Below are 15,757 nucleotides of genomic sequence, written 5' to 3' on the forward strand. Positions count from 1 at the left end.
GCTCCGCGAGGAGTTACGGCTCAAGACGGCTGAGCGGTTCGCCTCCGTACCCCTGAACACCTCGCCAGCGCATCCGGCGCGGCCTACGGCACATCCAGTACGGCAGCGAACTCATAGACGGCTGCCTCGCCGAGACCGGCTTGGCAATCAGACCCACTTGAACAACCCGGCCCCCTCACGAGTTCAACCTCAGGAATGCAGAGCGGCCGCGAGTGCCTCGGCCAGGGTCACGGGCGGGCGGCCGATCAGGCGGCGCAAGTCGCCGGAGTCGGTGTACATCTCGCCGCGGTTCATACCGCGGTCAGCGTCGGCGAGGACCTCCGCCAGCTCGGCGGGTAGGCCGGCGGCGGCCAGTACCTGGGCGAAGTCGACCACCGGGAGGTCAGCGTAGGTAACCTGCTTCCCGGCCGCAGCGGAGATCGCGGCGGCGAGCTCGGTCAGGGTGAAGGATTCGTCGCCGCCGAGCTCGTACACGGCGCCGGTGTGGCCTTCAGCGGTGAGGACGACCGCTGCGGCTTCGGCGTAGTCGGCGCGGGACGCGGCGCTGATCCGCCCCTCGCCTGCGGCGCCGACGACCGCGCCGTTCTGCAGGATCTGCGGCAGTTGGCTGGTGTAGTTCTCCAGGTACCAGCCGTTGCGCAGCAGCACGCTGGGGATTCCGCGGTCCCGCAGGTACACCTCGGTCTCGCCGTGCGTGGCACCGATGACGGTGGTGGCCGTGTCCGCGTGCGTCGTGCTCGTGTACGCCACCAGTGACACGCCTGCGGATGCCGCGGCATCGATCACGCGGCGGTGGTTGGCGACCCGCTCGCCCACGGGGACCGAAGCCGAGATCAGCAGCAGCCTGTCCGCCCCCGCGAACGCCTCGGCCAGGCCGTCGGTGTCCGCGAAGTCGGCGCGGCGCACCGTGATGCCCCGGTCGGCCAAATCCTTGATCCCGGTGATGTCCCGGCCGGTCGCGATGATGTCCGCGGCCGGGATCCCGCGCCGCAGCAGTGCCTCGACGGTGAGCCTGCCCAGCTGCCCGGTGGCTCCGGTGACGACGATCGGCATGATGGTCATTCCTTCCTTCCGCGCGTGCCCCGCACGCCTGCCGCGGTCCGTCCGCCGCGGCTGGAACACAGAATGACCTGGACACTCTCTGTTGGGGAGTAGCCACTTCTTGGTAGGGTACTTACCGCAGCGAAAGCATCGAGGTGAGCCGCATGGCTGCTGTCGAGAACGTGACCGGGCCCATGCCGTCATTCGATCCGTACGAGCGCGGCTGCCCGTCGCGGGACCTGCTCGACCAGATCGGCAGCAAGTGGGCGGTCCTCGTGCTGGGCGAACTCGGCCGGAACGGGACCTCCCGGTTCGGTCAGCTCCGGCAGGCGCTGGCGGGCGTGAGCGAGAAGATGCTCACCCAGACGCTGCGCACCCTCGAACGCGACGGGCTGGTCAGCCGGACCGTGTACCCGGAAGTGCCGCCGCACGTGGAGTATGAGCTGACCGCGCTCGGCCGGACGCTACGGGAACCGCTGAAGGCGCTCACGGAGTGGTCCGTGCTGCACATCGAAGAAGTCATCACCGCCCGCGGAGAGTACGACGAGCGCACTGAGCGCACCAGGTGATCAGCGGCGGCCGGCCGTCTGGTCGTAGACGGCCGCCTCGCCGAGACCGGCCCGACAATCAGACCCACCTGAGCCACCCGGCGACATCACGAGCTCAACCTCGGTAGCTCCCGGCAGCGCCGGTCCACCGGTGTCAGGAAGCCAGGCCGAGGTCCCGGATCAGCTTGGCCACGTGGCCGCTGGCCCGGACGTTGTACCAGGCGTTCGCGATCTTGCCCTCGGGGTCGACGACGAACGTCGAGCGGATCACGCCCAGGTACGTCTTCCCGTAGTTCTTCTTCTCGCCGTACACACCCCACGCTTCGATGACGCCCTTGTCGGGGTCACCCAGCAGCGGGAAGGTCAGCTCTTCCTTCGCGACGAACTTCGCCAGCTTCGCCTGCGTGTCCGGCGAGATGCCGATGACCTGGTAGCCGGCGTCGTTCAGCTCGGCGAGGTTGTCGCGGAAGTCGCAGGCCTGCTTGGTGCAGCCCGGCGTGCTCGCCGCCGGGTAGAAGTACACGACGACGGACCGGCCGCGGAAGTCGCGCAGCGACACCTGCTTACCCTCGCTGTCGGGCAGGGTGAAGTCCGGGGCTTCGTCACCGGGGGAAAGGCGCTCGGTCATGCGCCCAGCCTAACGTCAGGCGGGGCCGCAGTAGGTGACCGCGACGCCTTCGGTCGTGCTCGGTCGGATCTGCAGCCGCAGCTGCGTCTGCTCGCGCGGGACCGCGAAGGCCAGGGTGAGGTGCACCGAACGGCCCGGCAGGACGTCCTTGCCCGCGTCGGTGATACCGGTGAAGCCCTGGGTGGTGTCCACGACCTGCTTGACCGTGGTGCCGCCCGAGGTGGCGGTGACGTTGAGGCCGGAGAGCTTGTACGTCGTCGAGCCGTCGTTGGTCAGCTGGACGTCGAAGGCCGCGCCGCGCGGGCTCTGCGGGTACGCCGACGGGCTGGGCCGGAACGACTGCGGGGAGCCGACCGAGATGGTGAGGCCGCTGGCGAACCGGTGGTCGGCGCCGAACTTCAGGTCGTTGCCCGCCGGCGAGGCGGAGGCGCCGGCCCCCGCGGGGGAGCCGGCCGCGCCGAGCGCCGCGGTGCCCTCACGGGCCGAAGGGACCCCGCACGCCACCGCCAGGCCGAGCAGTCCTGCGGTGAACATGATCTTGCCGGTGCGCGCGAGCGCCATTGCGGGTACTCCAGTCGGCGGGTCGGGTGCCGTCGGCAACGGGGGATTGCCGGGCGAACCCGCTCCACTCTGGCCGTGATCGCGCGCGGTTACGAGGCGCAACCGGGGGTTGTCGCGCACCTGGTGCCACCCCGTGGCCAATCCGTGACCGGAACGGCACGGCTCGTGACAATCTCTGGCCACATGCCACTTAAACCGCGAGCGCGAACAACAGGATGAAGATCGCGACGCCGGCCACCCAGGCCGCCATCAGCCAGCCGAAATCGCGGACCGGGTCCACCGCGCGGCTCTCCTCGCCTGGCACGTACACGCCGCGCTCTTCGAACCAGTCCGCCCAGCGGGCGAACCAGTGCAAGGGATTGCGCGACGACATGCCTCACCTCCGGGTGCCCGATCCTCGCCGTCACAGTACGCGTTCGGTTACGCACGACGGAAGACGCGGGCAGCCGTCCACTCCCGACTCACCACGGCCGGGTGATCCGCGCTGTCGATCGTGTAGAAGTTCAGGCGAGTCCGTGACGGTGCAGCACCGACACCGCGCGCACGGTCGCGTAGCCGCGCCACTCGAGCGCCGCGGCGGGCGAAAAACTCGCGAAGTCGACCCGCCAGCCGCCGTCGTCCTGCTGCTCGTTCGCGAGCCGCTGCAGTTCGGCGTCGATGACGTCGGCGTCGAACAACGAGCGCGCCGGCCGGTCCGGCAGCGGCGCGAAGTCGAGGGCGCGCAGGGTTTCGCCCTCGGACCCACCGGCCACCGGGGCCAGGCCGTCGGCCGGGACGAAGGCGGCGAGGTGCGCCAAGAGCTCCGCCGCCTCCTCGTGGAGTTCGTGCGCGGCGTCCGCGAACTGCACCGCGAAGGACAACGCGATCGCGTGCGGCGGCTCGGAAAGCTCGCGGATGGCCCGGAAGCAGTACTGCGTCGCCGCGGCCAGCCACGGGTGCTCGCGGACGGCCCGGTCGTGGCGGGCGACGCGCAACGCCACGCCCGCGGCGAACGCCGTGCTCTGCAGGGAGGCCGCCGCCGGATCGGCCTGGACCCAGAAGGGGGCGCAGCCGGCCGGGTCCGCCACGGGCCGGGCGAACGGCAGCCCGCCGTCCGGGCGGGACGCCGTGGCCAGCCAGTCGCAGAGCTTCGCCGCGCGCGGGGTCGTCGCCGGGGCGATCTCCTCGAACACCTCGAAGGCGTGCAGCGCGCCGCCGGGCTGGCTTTCCGGGGCGCGCAGGTCCGGTTCGAGGCCCCAGCCGTAGCCGCCGTCGGGGTTGCGGTAGCCGTCGACGGCGGCCAGCACGGCGTCGGTGTTCGTGGCGCCGGCGAGCAGTTCGAACCGGCGGCGGTCGAGGAGGCGGGCGTGCGTCGCCATGAAGGACGCCGCCGCGGAGAGGTTCACGGACATGCCGTCAGCGTCGCACCCGGCGGGAACGGTGGTCTTGAACGGATCGGACCTCAGGGCCGCTCCACCGCGATGTGCGGGGCCAGCGCCCGCAGGAAGTCGGCCGCGTCGAACATCTCGCCCGCCGTCGCGACGCCCTTCACCTTCGTCCGTCCGGTCAGGAGGCGGTCCACCGCCTCGACGGCCATCGGTGCGCTGACCGCGTAGATGTCTTCGCCGCGGGCCACGATCCGGCGTTCGTCACCGCCGGCGCGCACGACGACCTCCACCACGAACTCCTCGGCCGCGTCGCGCTCCCCGGCCGCCGACAGCTCCCGCGCCGCGTCGGCCGTCATGTAGCTGGTGACGTCGCGGACCCGCAGGTGTCGCGGGATCGTGACGATGTCGGCCATCGAGAACTCGGCGAAGACGGACCGGGGGCCGAGGGGCTGCGGGAAGACCCATTCGCGCGTCGGCAGTGCGTCGTCGCGGTACTCCAGCCGTCCGCCCGCGTAGCGGATGCGCTTGCCGCCACGGCGTTCCCGGGACACCTTGCCCGCGGCGAGCGTCCCGGGAGTGGGGTGCCAGCCGCTGAGCCCGTAGGCGACGTGCACCTCGTCCGCCGCCGTCCAGCCGTCCATCGCCGCCGTGGCGAGCAGGTCGGCCAGGCCGCCGAAGAACGCCATCGCGGGCACCACCGCGGTGTCGGCGGTCAGCCCGAGGGTGTCGAGGTTCGCCTCGATCTCGGCGGCGACGTCCACGTACGGGACGCCCGCGCGGATGGCCGCCCCGGCGACCGGGAGGGCCGTTTCGGCGAACGGCCCCGCGCAGTTGATCACCGCGGCCACGCCTTCGAGCGCGCGGTCGAGGGACGCCGGGTCGTCGGCCGCCGTGGGCCGCCCGCCCCGCAGCTTCGCGGCGTTCCGTCCCGAAAGGACCGCCTCGAACCCGCGTTCCCGCAGCTCGGCCACCACGAAGCGGCCGGTGTGCCCGTAAGCGCCGTAAACCAGTACCGGAGTCATGGGGCAATCCTGGCGACGGCCCGTCAGCGTCACCAGTGTCCGGAACGACGTGGTGCGTACACTTTCGGACATGCACGCTGTCGCGCTCGCGGCCACCGACGGGATGCTGTCGTTCGAGCTGACCATCGCCACGGAGGTCTTCGGCGACGATCCGCGGTACGGCTTCGCGGTCTGCGGCTCGGCCCCGGTGCGGGTGGGCCGGTTCCTGCTGGAGCCGGACCACGACCTCGACCGGCTGGCGCGGGCGGACACGGTGCTCGTGCCGGGCTGGGCCGACGTCGACGCGGCTCCGCCCGCCGACCTGGTCGGCGCGGTGCGCGCGGCCCACGCGCGCGGGGCCCGGGTGGCCTCGCTGTGCACGGGGGCGTTCGTGCTGGCCGCCGCCGGCCTGCTGGACGGCCTGCGCGCGACGACGCACTGGGCGCACACGGACGTCCTCGCCGCCCGCTACCCCGCGGTGACGGTCGACCCGGACGTCCTCTACGTCGACAACGGCCAGGTCCTCACCTCGGCGGGCAAGGCCGCGGCGATGGACCTGTGCCTGCACCTGGTCCGCGCCGACCACGGCCCGGCGGCGGCCAACGCGATCGCCCGCCGCCTGGTGGTGCCCCCGCACCGGGCGGGCGGCCAGGCCCAGTTCGTGCCGGCGCCGGTGCCGTCCCGCGACGACCACCCGCTGGCGTCGCTGCTGCCGTGGATCACCGCCCGCCTCGACCGCCCCCTGACGGTGGCGGACCTGGCCCGCCGCGCGAACCTGAGCACCCGCCAGCTGGGCCGCCACTTCCGCGCGGCGACGGGCGCGACCCCGCTGCAGTGGCTGCTGAACCAGCGCATCCGCCGGGCGCAGGAGCTGCTGGAGCACACGGACGCGGGCATCGACGCGGTGGCGGAGGCGGTCGGCATGGGCACGGCGACGACACTGCGGCGGCACTTCAACCGGACGGTCGGGGTGCCGCCGGACACCTACCGGCGGACGTTCCGGTCCTGAAGGGACTTGCCGGGGCCCGACCAGGCGCCGAACCGAGGAGGGATCGGCGCCGGTCAGCGCGTTCGCGTGGGCCCGGAGAGACTCGAACTCTCACTGGCACGGACCTAAACCGTGTGCCTCTGCCAATTGGGCTACGGGCCCGCGGTAGTCCGCAGCCTAGCGTGCGGCGTGGCCCGTGCGGCGGCGGCGGGGCGGTCGACTAAGTTGGGGCCTGCAAGTCCCTGCGGCGAGGAGGACACGTGGCCCGCGATCCCGAGACGATCGAGCGTGAGATCGAGCAGGCCAGGACGGCTCTGGCGGCGACGCTCGACCAGCTGACCGTCAAGGCCGACCCGAAGAAGCTCGCCGACGCGGCCAAGGACGGCGTGCGCGCCAAGCTGGACAACCCCAAGGTCAAGTTCCCGCTGATCGGTGCGGGCGTCCTCGTGCTGGTCCTGCTGGTGCGCAAGCTGCTCAAGTAGCGCTCAGGCCTGCTTCGCCGGCGCCTTGCTCTCGGCAGCGGGCGCCGGCTCGGCCGGGGCCTTGCGGTCCTCGACCGCCTGCGGGAGCTGCTTGCTCGGCGGCAGCTGGGGCTTCTTGTCCGCGGACGCCGGAGTCTGCTGCTTCGGCACGCTGCCGGGCGGCGGGACCTCGAGCGGCGGGAGCTTCGGGAGCGTCAGCCGGGCCGTCATGTACGCACTGGTGAAGTCCAGTGCACTGCCGTTGAGCAGGTGCACCACCGTCGTCTTGGCGTCACCCGCGAGCTCCTCGACCAGCTGGTCGGCCCGGTCGCGCGCGGCGATGATGCCCGGCGCGCGGGCGGTCAGCTCCTTGCCGCGGCCGCTGACCGTGATGGCCCAGTCGGCGTCTTCCTGGACGTACGTCGCCGTGATCGTTTCCAGCATCTGCCTCACGCCCCTCTCCCTCTCCAGCATCCTTACACAACCGTGACGCGGCCACCGCGCAATCGTGACGTGGTTCCCGCGCCCCTCCTCCGGTCGCGAAGGTCCAGCACACTTTCTACCTTGTCAGCAGTACAGTAGAGCAACTCTGTGTTACAGGACACGATTGCGCTGAGTAGTCACCGGATGGCCCAGTGCACGCGCAGGCTAACGTGCACGCTGCCGCAGGCCGGTCCACAGCACGTCCATGGCGTATTCGGTCGCCGTTTCGGGGCTCACTTCGTCGTGCCGCTCGCACCAGATCGCGAGCCGTTCGCAGGCTCCGACGACGAATTCCGCGGCCGCTTCGGCCCGCAGGTCGTCCCCGTTGTCGAAGTAGCCGCTCATCAGCGCGGCGATGAGGTCGGTCTGCTGGCGGCGGGTCTCCTCGACCTCGTCGGCGGCCGGCGTGCCGATCAACGCCATTTCGTGCCGCAGGAGCGACCACGCCTGGCGCCGCTCGCGGATGAAGACGAAGAAGGCCAGCAGGCCGCGCCGCAGCGCGTCCTCGGCGTCCGTCGCCCCGACCGTCGCCTGCTCGGTGACTTCGCGCAGCACCGCGCGTGACTCCCGGATGCAGGCCAGCAGCAGGCCTTCCTTCGAGTTGAAGTACTCGTAGAGCATCGGCTTCGAGACGCCCACCAGTTCGGCGATCTCGTCCATGGACGCCGCCGCGTAACCGCGTGCCGAAAAGACCTGCTCGGCGACCTCGATCATCTGCCGCATCCGGTCGGCCCGTGGCATGCGCTTGCGCTTCGCGGTGGTCACGGGTCACACTCTACCGCGGGTAACCTACTCTCAGTAAGATGGACGACGAGTAACAGGAACCGGAGGCGTCATGGGCAACCGCACGGAAACCGGGGTCGTCATCATCGGGACCGGCTTCTCCGGTCTCGGCATGGCGATCCAGCTGCGCAAAGAGGGCCGCGAGGACTTCGTGATCCTCGAGAAGGCCCACGACGTCGGCGGCACCTGGCGGGACAACAGTTACCCGGGATGCGCCTGTGACATCCCGTCGCACATGTACTCGTTCTCCTTCGCGCAGAACCCGGGCTGGTCGCGGGCCTACTCGCCGCAGCCGGAGATCTGGCGCTACCTGCGCGAGGTCGCCGACCAGCACGACCTGCGCCGGTTCATCCGGTTCGGCCAGGAGATGACCGGCGCCCGCTGGGACGCCGAGGAGAACCGGTGGCACGTCGCCACGAGGGCCGGCGACGAGTTCGCCGGGACCGCGCTGGTCGCCGGCGTCGGCGCGCTGCACCTGCCGATGATCCCCGAGCTGCCGGGGATCGAGAAGTTCGAAGGCCCGGCCTACCACTCCGCGCGGTGGCGGCACGACGTCGACCTCGCGGGCAAGAAGGTCGCCGTCATCGGCACCGGCGCCAGCGCGGTCCAGTTCGTGCCGAAGATCGCGCCCGAGGTGGCGGAGCTGACGCTGTTCCAGCGGACGCCGCCGTGGATCATGCCGAAGGCCGACCACGAGATGTCCGGCCGGACGCGCGCGCTGTTCAAGGCGTTCCCGCCGGCGCAGCGCGCCTACCGCACCCTGCTCTACTGGCTGCTCGAAGCGCGCGCCATCGGCTTCAACGGCCAGTCGTGGGTGATGGAACTCGGGCAGCGGATCGCCCGGCGCCACATCGAGAGCGCGATCGCGGACCCGCAGCTGCGGCGCAAGGTCACCCCGGACTACACGATGGGCTGCAAGCGCGTGCTCATCTCCAACGACTACTACCCGGCGCTGGCGCGCGACAACGTCGAGGTCGTGACCGAGGGCGTGCGGGAGGTCCGCGAGCGCAGCGTCGTCGACGCCGCCGGAGTCGAGCACGAGGCCGACGTCATCATCTACGGCACCGGCTTCCACGTCACCGACGCCTTCGACGACCTGGAGATCGTCGGCCGCGACGGGCGCAACCTCGGCAAGGAGTGGGCGACCGAGGGGATGCGGACGCACCTGGGCATCACCGTCGCCGGGTTCCCGAACCTGTTCTTCCTGCTCGGCCCCAACACCGGTCTCGGGCACAACTCGGTCGTGTTCATGATCGAGGCGCAGATCTCCTACGTCGCCGAGGCGCTGCGGCTGGCCGGCGGCCGGGAGATCGAGCCGAAACCCGAGGTGCAGGAGCGGTTCAACGCGCGGATCCAGCGGAAACTCGCGAAGGGCATCTGGACCCGCGGGGGCTGCCGGAGCTGGTACCTGGACGCGAAGGGGGTCAACCGGACGATCTGGCCGGGCTTCACCTGGCGGTACTGGCTCGACACGCGGAAGGTGCGGCGCGAGGACTTCCTGGTCGGCTGACCGGGGCGGGTCCCTCGTCGGAGGGGAGGGACCCGCCCGCGGGGATCAGCGGGAGGTGTAGCGGCGGAGGCGGGCGATCAGCTCCACGGTCGGCAGGCGGCAGAGCTCGGCCATGCGCTCGAGCGCGGGCAGGTCGAGGGCGACCTCGCCGCCGCCCTGCTCGCCGCCCTGGCGCAGGCGGTCTTCGGCCCAGCGGCGCAGCGGCATCAGGTCGGCCGGGGCGTCCGCGACGACCTTGCGCAGGTCGACGCGGACCCGGCCGGGCTCGTCCAGGAACACCCGGCGGTGCACCTTGGCCAGCAGGTCCTGGGGCAGTTCGTCCATCGCGACGCACAGCTCGACCAGGCGCACGACGGAGCACTGTCTGGTGCCCAGCTCGTAGGTGGCCAGCGTCTGCAGCGAGATCTCGCTCTGCAAGTGCTGGTTCAGCTCCTTGCGCGTCCACCCTCGGCTGCGCCGGAGCTTGCGGAGCTCGTCTCCGAGGATCCGCTGGTACTCCTCAGCGTCGATCAGCACATCAATGTCCCCTGCCGTGCGCGCTCCCACGGCACCGCCCGGGCGTGATGATTCCCGTGCAGGTGCACCCTCACGTGTATGTAAGTGCGCTGGGCCCCGGCCCTTACGCGATTTCGGGCATGTCTTTGATACCGATTGCGCGAGTTAGGCCGAACGGGTTAACGGCGGCTCGTCTACCGGCTCAGTTGACGCAGGGAACGCCCTCGGCGGTGATCGGCTTGTCCTCCCCGCCGGAGGCCGGCGGAGGCACGGCTGCCTGCGACGTCGCTGCCGCGGCGCCGGCACCGGCGCCCGAGTTCGCGTCGGCGTTGGTGCCCTGGTAGTCGGCGCCGAGGAACACCGTCACGTGCCCCGCGGGCACGCTCTTGTCCTCTTGGATCGTCGGCGAGCCGCCCAGCGCCTCCGCGACGGCCTGGCCCTTCTCCTTCGCGCCCTTCGGCACCCAGATCACCGTGGTCCTGCGCGCGGTCGCGTTGGCCGTGTCGCCGGAGGTGAAGCCCTTGGCTTCGAGGGTCTTGGCGACGTTCGCCGCGAGGCCGGTGCGGCCGGAGGCGTTGCGGACGTCGACCGTGGTCGCCTTGTTGGCCGGGTCGGCCTGCTGGGCGGGCGGCGCCGACTCGCCCGGCTGCGGCCCGGCCAGCCCCTGCACGAACTGCTTCACCGCGGCCGGGTCGACCTGGATGGCGACGCCGTCCTCGGGCGTCCGGTACTCGACGTTCTTCACCGGGATCGTGCGGAACTCGAGCTGGCCGCCGGTCAGGCCCTTCATCTGCTGGGCGAAGCCGAAGATGTCCCAGTTCTGGTTGAGCACGACCGACTTCTTGATCGCCTCGATCAGGTCGTTGAGCTTGCCCGGGTTGGTCAGCGTGCCCGCCGAGAGCACCTTGCGCGCCATGCCCGCCATGAACACCTGCTGGCGGACGACCCGGTCGAGGTCGCCGTTGGGCAGGCCGTGGCGCTGGCGGACGAACTCGAGGGCCTCGACGCCGGAGATCGTGTGCTGGCCCTTGGTGAAGTTCGCGCCGGAGTACTCGTCCTTGACGTTGTTGTTCAGGCAGACGTCGACGCCGCCGATGGCCTTGGTGATCTCGCTGAAGCCGAGCAGGTTCACCGCGGCGTAGTTGTCGATGGTCGAGCCGGTGAGCTTCTCGACGGTCTCGATGAGCTCCTTCGCCCCGGCCTGGTTGGCCTTGACGTCGAGCTCCTTCGGGTCGGTGACGCCCTGCTTCTGCAGGTCCTTGCGGGCCTGCAGCATGGCGCGCGCGTACGCCGAGTTGATCTTGTGCTTGCCGTAGCCGGGGATGTCGACGTAGGAGTCGCGCGGCAGGGACATCGCGACGGCCTTGCTGCCGTCGTTCGGGATGTGCACGAAGATCAGCGAGTCGGTGTTGAGCTCGCCGTCGGCGTCGCCGGCGCGCAGTTCGTCGAGCACCTCGCGCGGCAGCGGGTTGCCCTGGGCGTCGGTGCGGCTGTCGAGACCGACCAGCAGGATGTCGCGGGCGCCGTCGGCGGGCTTCTCGCCACCGCCGCCGTCGCTGAGCACGTTCGTGTAGTTCAGCCCGTTGACCAGCCCCTGCATGGCCGCCCACGCGTACCCGGTCAGGCCCATCACCAGCAGCGAGACGACGGCCAGCGCGATCTTGCCGCCGCGGAAGGAGCTGGCGCGGGCACGCGGGGCCGGGCGCGGCTGCGGGCGGCGGGACGGCGGCGTGGCCGCGCGGCGCGCGTCCGCCGGTTCGCGGCGGGGTGCGGGTCGGCGCGGGGGCGGGGTGCCGCGGCGTGCGTCGTCCCGGCCTGGCTCGTCCTGCCAGGGCCGGGCGGGGCGGCGGCCGCCTTGCCCGTTCCGAGGCGGGTGCTCCACGCGGGCGACTCCTCACTCATGCGATCGGGTGGTGCTAGGGGATGGGACGCATGGTGCCTTCCCCGGGTTGCCAGAGCGTTTCACATCCCCCTGCCAATGTGTGCTGCACCACTGAGTTTCCCGCAGGTTCGACGGTTTCGCCTGGTCAGCACGGCACATTTGCCGGTGGCCGGGCCGGGATGAGGGTGCCCGCGGCGGCCAGCAGGGCAAACCCGGCCGTGACGGCGTGGAGGGTGACGCCGAGGAAGCCGGGCGTGTTGCCGTCGGCGGCGAACAGCAGCGAAGGTGCGCAGGCCAGCGCCGTGGCCAGCCACGTGCCGGTCGCCGCGCCGGCCCCGATCCGGATCGTGTGCAGCAGGAAGACCCCGAGCAGCAGGTGCACCAGGCTCTGGATCGGGTCGAGCCGCAGGCCCAGCAGGTCGGCGTCGGCGGCCACCCCGCCGAAGCGGGTCAGCGCGAAGCCGAACACCCCCAGCGTCGCGTAGCCGATGCCGAGCCCGGCCGCGGCCCGGGTGAGCACCGCCGTCCGGCGGCCGGGGTGGTCGGCCGCGCGGGGCTGCCGGGCGCCGTGGGTGTGCCGTTCGAACCACCAGAACACCAGCGTGGCGGGCACGGCGAGCAGACCGACCGCGACCAGCGTGCGGGGCCGGATCAGCCAGCTGAGGCCGTCGGCGAGCCGGCCGGGCAGGTACACGACGGCGACCAGCAGCAGCATCGCGGCGAGGAACGCCAGGTAGAGGCTCATCGGCGCCCGCAGGACGAGCCGGCAGGCGCGGGCGACGCCGGGCCGGTCGCCGAGCCTGCCGAGCGGGCGGGCCAGCAGCCCGAGCACGCCCAGTTGGACCAGGCCGAGCAGCAGCACGCCCCACGGCGGGGCGGAGAACGCGGCGGGCGCGCCGGGGCTGCCGAGCAGGACGGGTGGCCCGTCCCGCAGGACGCTCATCCCGGCGAGCCCCGCGACCCCGGTGGCGGCGGCCGCGGCGAGCAGCCCCCGGGCCGGGCGGACGCCGTCGGCGTGCGCGAAGGCGAGCTGCTGGGCGAGCAGGGCGATGGCGAACGTCGCCGCGTAGCGGGGCAGCGGCGAGCCGGCCCAGCTCGCGGCCAGCTCACCCGCGGCGACCAGGGCGAGCAGCCCCACGGCCGCGCTCACCGGCGCCCGGCGGTGCAGGGCCAGGAGCGGGGGCGCGCAGACGATGGTCAGCAGGTAGACGCCGAGCAGCCAGAGCGGGTGCAGCGCGATCCGCATCACCGTCGCCGTCGTCCCCGCCGGGCTGCCGAGCAGTTCGAGGGCGAGCGGCGTCAGCAGCGCGACGACCGCGAAGATCAACGCCGGCCGCAGCAGCGGGCTCGCGCGTTCGGCGAGGTAGTGGCGGTAGCCACCGCCCGCCTCCTGTTCGGCCCGCCAGCCGGCCGCGTTGGCGTGCCCGCCGGCGAAGTAGATCAGCGGGGCGAGCTGGGCCAGCCAGGTCACCGGCCACAGCGCCGGCTCGGGGGCCCCGGCCCAGTGCGCCAGCGCCGTCGCCGATTCGCCGAGCAGCAGGAGGACGACCCCGCCGGCCCCGAGCAGCGCCCACCGGCTCACCTCGGCGGGAAGGGCGGCCGGCGGTTGTGGCCGCGGCTCGCGCCGGGCCCGCAGCCAGCCGCGCAGCCGGAAGACCAGGAGACAGCCGATCACCAGCACGCCGGCGATCATCGGGCCGATCGGGTCGCCGACCGGCGGGCCCCAGCGCTGGTGCCACGAGTTGACGACCAGGCCGGCCGAGTAGAGGGACGCGACGACCCGGCAGGACAGCGCCGAGTTCCTCGGGTTGAGGTCGCAGGTGTGGTGCATGTCGTAGGACAGCCGGTCGTCGAGAGCTTCCCGGACCTCCGGCCCGAGCGGGTGGCCCTTGCGGTCGGCGTACCGCAGCAGGTCGTAGCCGAGGTCGTGGGCCTTGCACGGAACGGCGTAGTCCCACTTCGTGTTGTCGTCGCCCCACGGGGTCGAACAACCGCCGTCGACGTGCACGGCGCGGACGGTGCCGTCCCGGGCGGGCATCGCGCCCGGGGTGACGCCGCTGAGCGCGGTGAAGTCCTTCGGCAGGCGGGCGAGCGCGTCGGGGTGCGGGCCGGGGTGGACCAGCGCCTCGACGGCGTCCTGCGCGGCCAGCACGTCACCGGTGGGCGGCCCCTGGTCCGGCGGCGACGGCGGGCGCGAGGCGATCAGCCCGAAGGCGAAGACCACCAGCAGGACCAGCAGCAGCCACCCGGACGTCGACCAGGGTCGGCGGGTGCGTGGCGGGACGGTCGGTGCCGGCATGGGTTCAAGGGTGCCAGCCCCGTTGGGGGACCGACATGGGGATAACCCGAGGGATGTCCGGCCTGCCTCCCCCCCCCCGGGGGTGGGTCGGCCGACGTGCTCGGCGAGCTCGAACTCACCGTGCGGCCGGGGGCGTGACCGTGTCCGGGGCGAAGCAGACCTGGTCGCGGCCGTTCTCCTTCGCCAGGTAGACGGCCGCGTCGGCCGACTGCAGCAGGCGCTCGAGGTTGTCGCCGTGGCGGGGGTGGCGGGCCACGCCGATCGACGTCGTGCGGTCGGCGATGGTCGCCGGGTCGCCGCGCTTGTCCGTCGTCACGATGTGCAGCTTGGCGATCGCGATCCGGATGCGCTCGGCGGCGTCCCAGGTCGCCTCTTCGCCGATGTCCGGCAGCAGAATGAGGAATTCCTCGCCGCCGAAACGGCCGACCAAGTCGCTCGGCCTGGTCACTTCGTCGAGCGTTTGCGCAACCGTGCGCAGCACGTCGTCGCCCGCCGGATGTCCATAGGTGTCGTTAATCCACTTGAAGTGGTCGAGATCGACCATCAGCAGCGCCAGTTGATCACCCGATCTGGCGGTCCGTTCAAGCGCCCGCTCCGCCGCCTCCGACCAGCCACGCATGTTGAGAATGCCCGTTTTCGGGTCCGTCCGGACGTCGTTCTGGAGCTGGTCGAGTTCCGCGAGGCGATTGAAGACCACGGTGACCACGGCCATCACCGCCACCATCGGCGGGACGGCGGCGAGCAGGATCGCGGTCACCGCGCCGAGGCCGATGGTGATCGCTTCCAGCATGTTGTCGGCCGGGCTGCCGAGAACGTTGCGAACGGTACGCCCGGCGGGGGATCCGAGCAGCAGGACCCCGCCCACGTACGCGATCTGGATGGCTTCGTAGATGGCCCCGGTGACGACGATGGTGCCGAACTCGTGGAGGAAGTCGCCCCAGCCCGGCCGGCCGAGCAGGTGCGGCCCGAGCGCCGTGTACGTGAGGTGCGCGAGCGCGCCGGCGAGGCCGTGGGTGATGGACGAGAAAAGGAAGTTGTGGGCGGGCCGTCGCGCGATGAACCAGTGCTGCAGCCGGATCACGGCGATGACGGAAAGGGTGAGCGGTACCGGCAGTATCATCGCCGCGGAAAACGTCCACACGGCGGTGAGGTCGATCAGCACCGTTTTGGTGCGGTTGCGCCGCCGCTCTTCCTGGCGCTGGGTCAGTTGAATGTGGACGGTGGCGCCGGCCGCCAGGATCGCGAAATTGATCCAGTCGTTTCCGGACGGAATCGGCGAGCGTGCGATCGCGACGGCGAGAATGGCGATCGCGACGGCTTCGGCCGCCAGCATGAAGGCGACCTGCACCGGCCGGCGGCGCCAGAGCGCCCAGTTGCCCGGCCAGTACGGGTGGTGCACCCGGGTGACCGCGAGCGGACCACCGGTCGTGGTCGCGGGCGTACCTGTGGTCACGTCCGGTGCCGCGGGGCTTTCCGCCCGCGCCGCCGGCCGCTCGCCCGGTTCGCCCGGTGCGGCCGCGTCCCCGTCCGGTCCTGGATGCAATTGGTCACCTCCTTTCCAGCCTAGTCCCGGTCTTGAGTAATCTCATCGGTACCTGGCAGAGTGTTCACGCATTCCGTAGCCGGGTACCATCCCACAGCAACGGATCGGCCAAGAGCCCGGAGTAACTGCCGGGAACGCGGCGCAAAAGGTTCTGCGAGACTCTCCCC

The 15,757-nt window shown here is 71.7% G+C and carries 16 protein-coding genes and 1 tRNA gene; 4 read left to right on the forward strand and 13 right to left on the reverse strand.

Annotated elements, in window-relative coordinates; all coding sequences use genetic code 11:
* Positions 1-189 precede the first annotated feature (189 nt).
* Positions 190-1,062: an SDR family oxidoreductase gene (locus ACLJOU_RS15865; RefSeq protein ID WP_410567972.1), complete on the reverse strand. Its 873-nt coding sequence runs from the start codon at positions 1,060-1,062 to the stop codon at positions 190-192.
* Between the two features lie 143 nt (positions 1,063-1,205).
* On the opposite strand from ACLJOU_RS15865, the gene ACLJOU_RS15870 reads away from it, so the two are divergent.
* Positions 1,206-1,610, forward strand: coding sequence for a winged helix-turn-helix transcriptional regulator (locus ACLJOU_RS15870; protein ID WP_410567974.1), 405 nt, complete (start codon positions 1,206-1,208; stop codon positions 1,608-1,610).
* 133 nt (positions 1,611-1,743) lie between these two features.
* Here ACLJOU_RS15870 and bcp read toward each other — a convergent pair whose 3' ends face one another.
* The 5 genes from bcp to ACLJOU_RS15895 all read right to left on the reverse strand — a co-directional run bounded on the left by bcp (position 1,744) and on the right by ACLJOU_RS15895 (position 5,167).
* Positions 1,744-2,217: a thioredoxin-dependent thiol peroxidase gene (gene bcp, locus ACLJOU_RS15875; protein ID WP_410567976.1), complete on the reverse strand. Its 474-nt coding sequence runs from the start codon at positions 2,215-2,217 to the stop codon at positions 1,744-1,746.
* A gap of 15 nt (positions 2,218-2,232) precedes the next feature.
* Positions 2,233-2,778, reverse strand: coding sequence for a hypothetical protein (locus ACLJOU_RS15880; protein WP_410567978.1), 546 nt, complete (start codon positions 2,776-2,778; stop codon positions 2,233-2,235).
* A 190-nt stretch (positions 2,779-2,968) separates the two neighbouring features.
* Positions 2,969-3,151: a hypothetical protein gene (locus ACLJOU_RS15885; protein WP_364278317.1), complete on the reverse strand. Its 183-nt coding sequence runs from the start codon at positions 3,149-3,151 to the stop codon at positions 2,969-2,971.
* Positions 3,152-3,281: 130 nt separating this feature from the next.
* Positions 3,282-4,169, reverse strand: coding sequence for a hypothetical protein (locus ACLJOU_RS15890; protein WP_410567980.1), 888 nt, complete (start codon positions 4,167-4,169; stop codon positions 3,282-3,284).
* Positions 4,170-4,219: 50 nt separating this feature from the next.
* Positions 4,220-5,167, reverse strand: coding sequence for a saccharopine dehydrogenase NADP-binding domain-containing protein (locus tag ACLJOU_RS15895; protein ID WP_410567982.1), 948 nt, complete (start codon positions 5,165-5,167; stop codon positions 4,220-4,222).
* Between the two features lie 70 nt (positions 5,168-5,237).
* On the opposite strand from ACLJOU_RS15895, the gene ACLJOU_RS15900 reads away from it, so the two are divergent.
* Complete coding sequence (locus tag ACLJOU_RS15900; RefSeq protein ID WP_410567984.1) at positions 5,238-6,155, forward strand: helix-turn-helix domain-containing protein; 918 nt, start codon at positions 5,238-5,240, stop codon at positions 6,153-6,155.
* A gap of 67 nt (positions 6,156-6,222) precedes the next feature.
* Here the strand turns inward: ACLJOU_RS15900 and ACLJOU_RS15905 are convergent.
* Positions 6,223-6,296, reverse strand: a tRNA-Leu gene (locus tag ACLJOU_RS15905).
* Positions 6,297-6,394: 98 nt separating this feature from the next.
* On the opposite strand from ACLJOU_RS15905, the gene ACLJOU_RS15910 reads away from it, so the two are divergent.
* A complete protein-coding gene (locus ACLJOU_RS15910; protein ID WP_004559246.1) occupies positions 6,395-6,616 on the forward strand; it encodes a DUF3618 domain-containing protein in 222 nt (73 codons plus the stop codon).
* Positions 6,617-6,619: 3 nt separating this feature from the next.
* Here the strand turns inward: ACLJOU_RS15910 and ACLJOU_RS15915 are convergent, their stop codons facing one another.
* Positions 6,620-7,039, reverse strand: coding sequence for a hypothetical protein (locus ACLJOU_RS15915; RefSeq protein ID WP_410568346.1), 420 nt, complete (start codon positions 7,037-7,039; stop codon positions 6,620-6,622).
* A 204-nt stretch (positions 7,040-7,243) separates the two neighbouring features.
* Positions 7,244-7,801 carry a TetR/AcrR family transcriptional regulator gene (locus ACLJOU_RS15920; RefSeq protein WP_410568348.1) on the reverse strand — a complete coding sequence of 186 codons (558 nt, stop codon included), beginning with the start codon at positions 7,799-7,801 and terminating at the stop codon, positions 7,244-7,246.
* Between the two features lie 112 nt (positions 7,802-7,913).
* Here ACLJOU_RS15920 and ACLJOU_RS15925 point away from each other — a divergent pair, with 112 nt between their 5' ends.
* A complete protein-coding gene (locus ACLJOU_RS15925) occupies positions 7,914-9,371 on the forward strand; it encodes a flavin-containing monooxygenase (RefSeq protein WP_410567986.1) in 1,458 nt (485 codons plus the stop codon).
* Positions 9,372-9,416: 45 nt separating this feature from the next.
* Here ACLJOU_RS15925 and ACLJOU_RS15930 read toward each other — a convergent pair whose 3' ends face one another.
* From ACLJOU_RS15930 to ACLJOU_RS15945, 4 genes are all read right to left on the reverse strand, one after another.
* A complete protein-coding gene (locus ACLJOU_RS15930; RefSeq protein ID WP_410567988.1) occupies positions 9,417-9,887 on the reverse strand; it encodes a helix-turn-helix domain-containing protein in 471 nt (156 codons plus the stop codon).
* A gap of 181 nt (positions 9,888-10,068) precedes the next feature.
* On the reverse strand, positions 10,069-11,748 hold the full coding sequence (locus tag ACLJOU_RS15935; protein ID WP_410567990.1) for an LCP family protein: 1,680 nt from the start codon (positions 11,746-11,748) through the stop codon (positions 10,069-10,071).
* A 145-nt stretch (positions 11,749-11,893) separates the two neighbouring features.
* Positions 11,894-14,047 carry a phospholipase gene (locus tag ACLJOU_RS15940; RefSeq protein ID WP_410567992.1) on the reverse strand — a complete coding sequence of 718 codons (2,154 nt, stop codon included), beginning with the start codon at positions 14,045-14,047 and terminating at the stop codon, positions 11,894-11,896.
* 115 nt (positions 14,048-14,162) lie between these two features.
* Positions 14,163-15,590 (reverse strand): diguanylate cyclase, encoded by a 1,428-nt coding sequence (locus tag ACLJOU_RS15945; protein ID WP_410567994.1) that lies wholly within the window; start codon positions 15,588-15,590, stop codon positions 14,163-14,165.
* Positions 15,591-15,757 lie beyond the last annotated feature (167 nt).

This window comes from Amycolatopsis sp. cmx-4-61 (genome assembly GCF_046548775.1).
Classification (GTDB): Bacteria; Actinomycetota; Actinomycetes; order Mycobacteriales; family Pseudonocardiaceae; genus Amycolatopsis.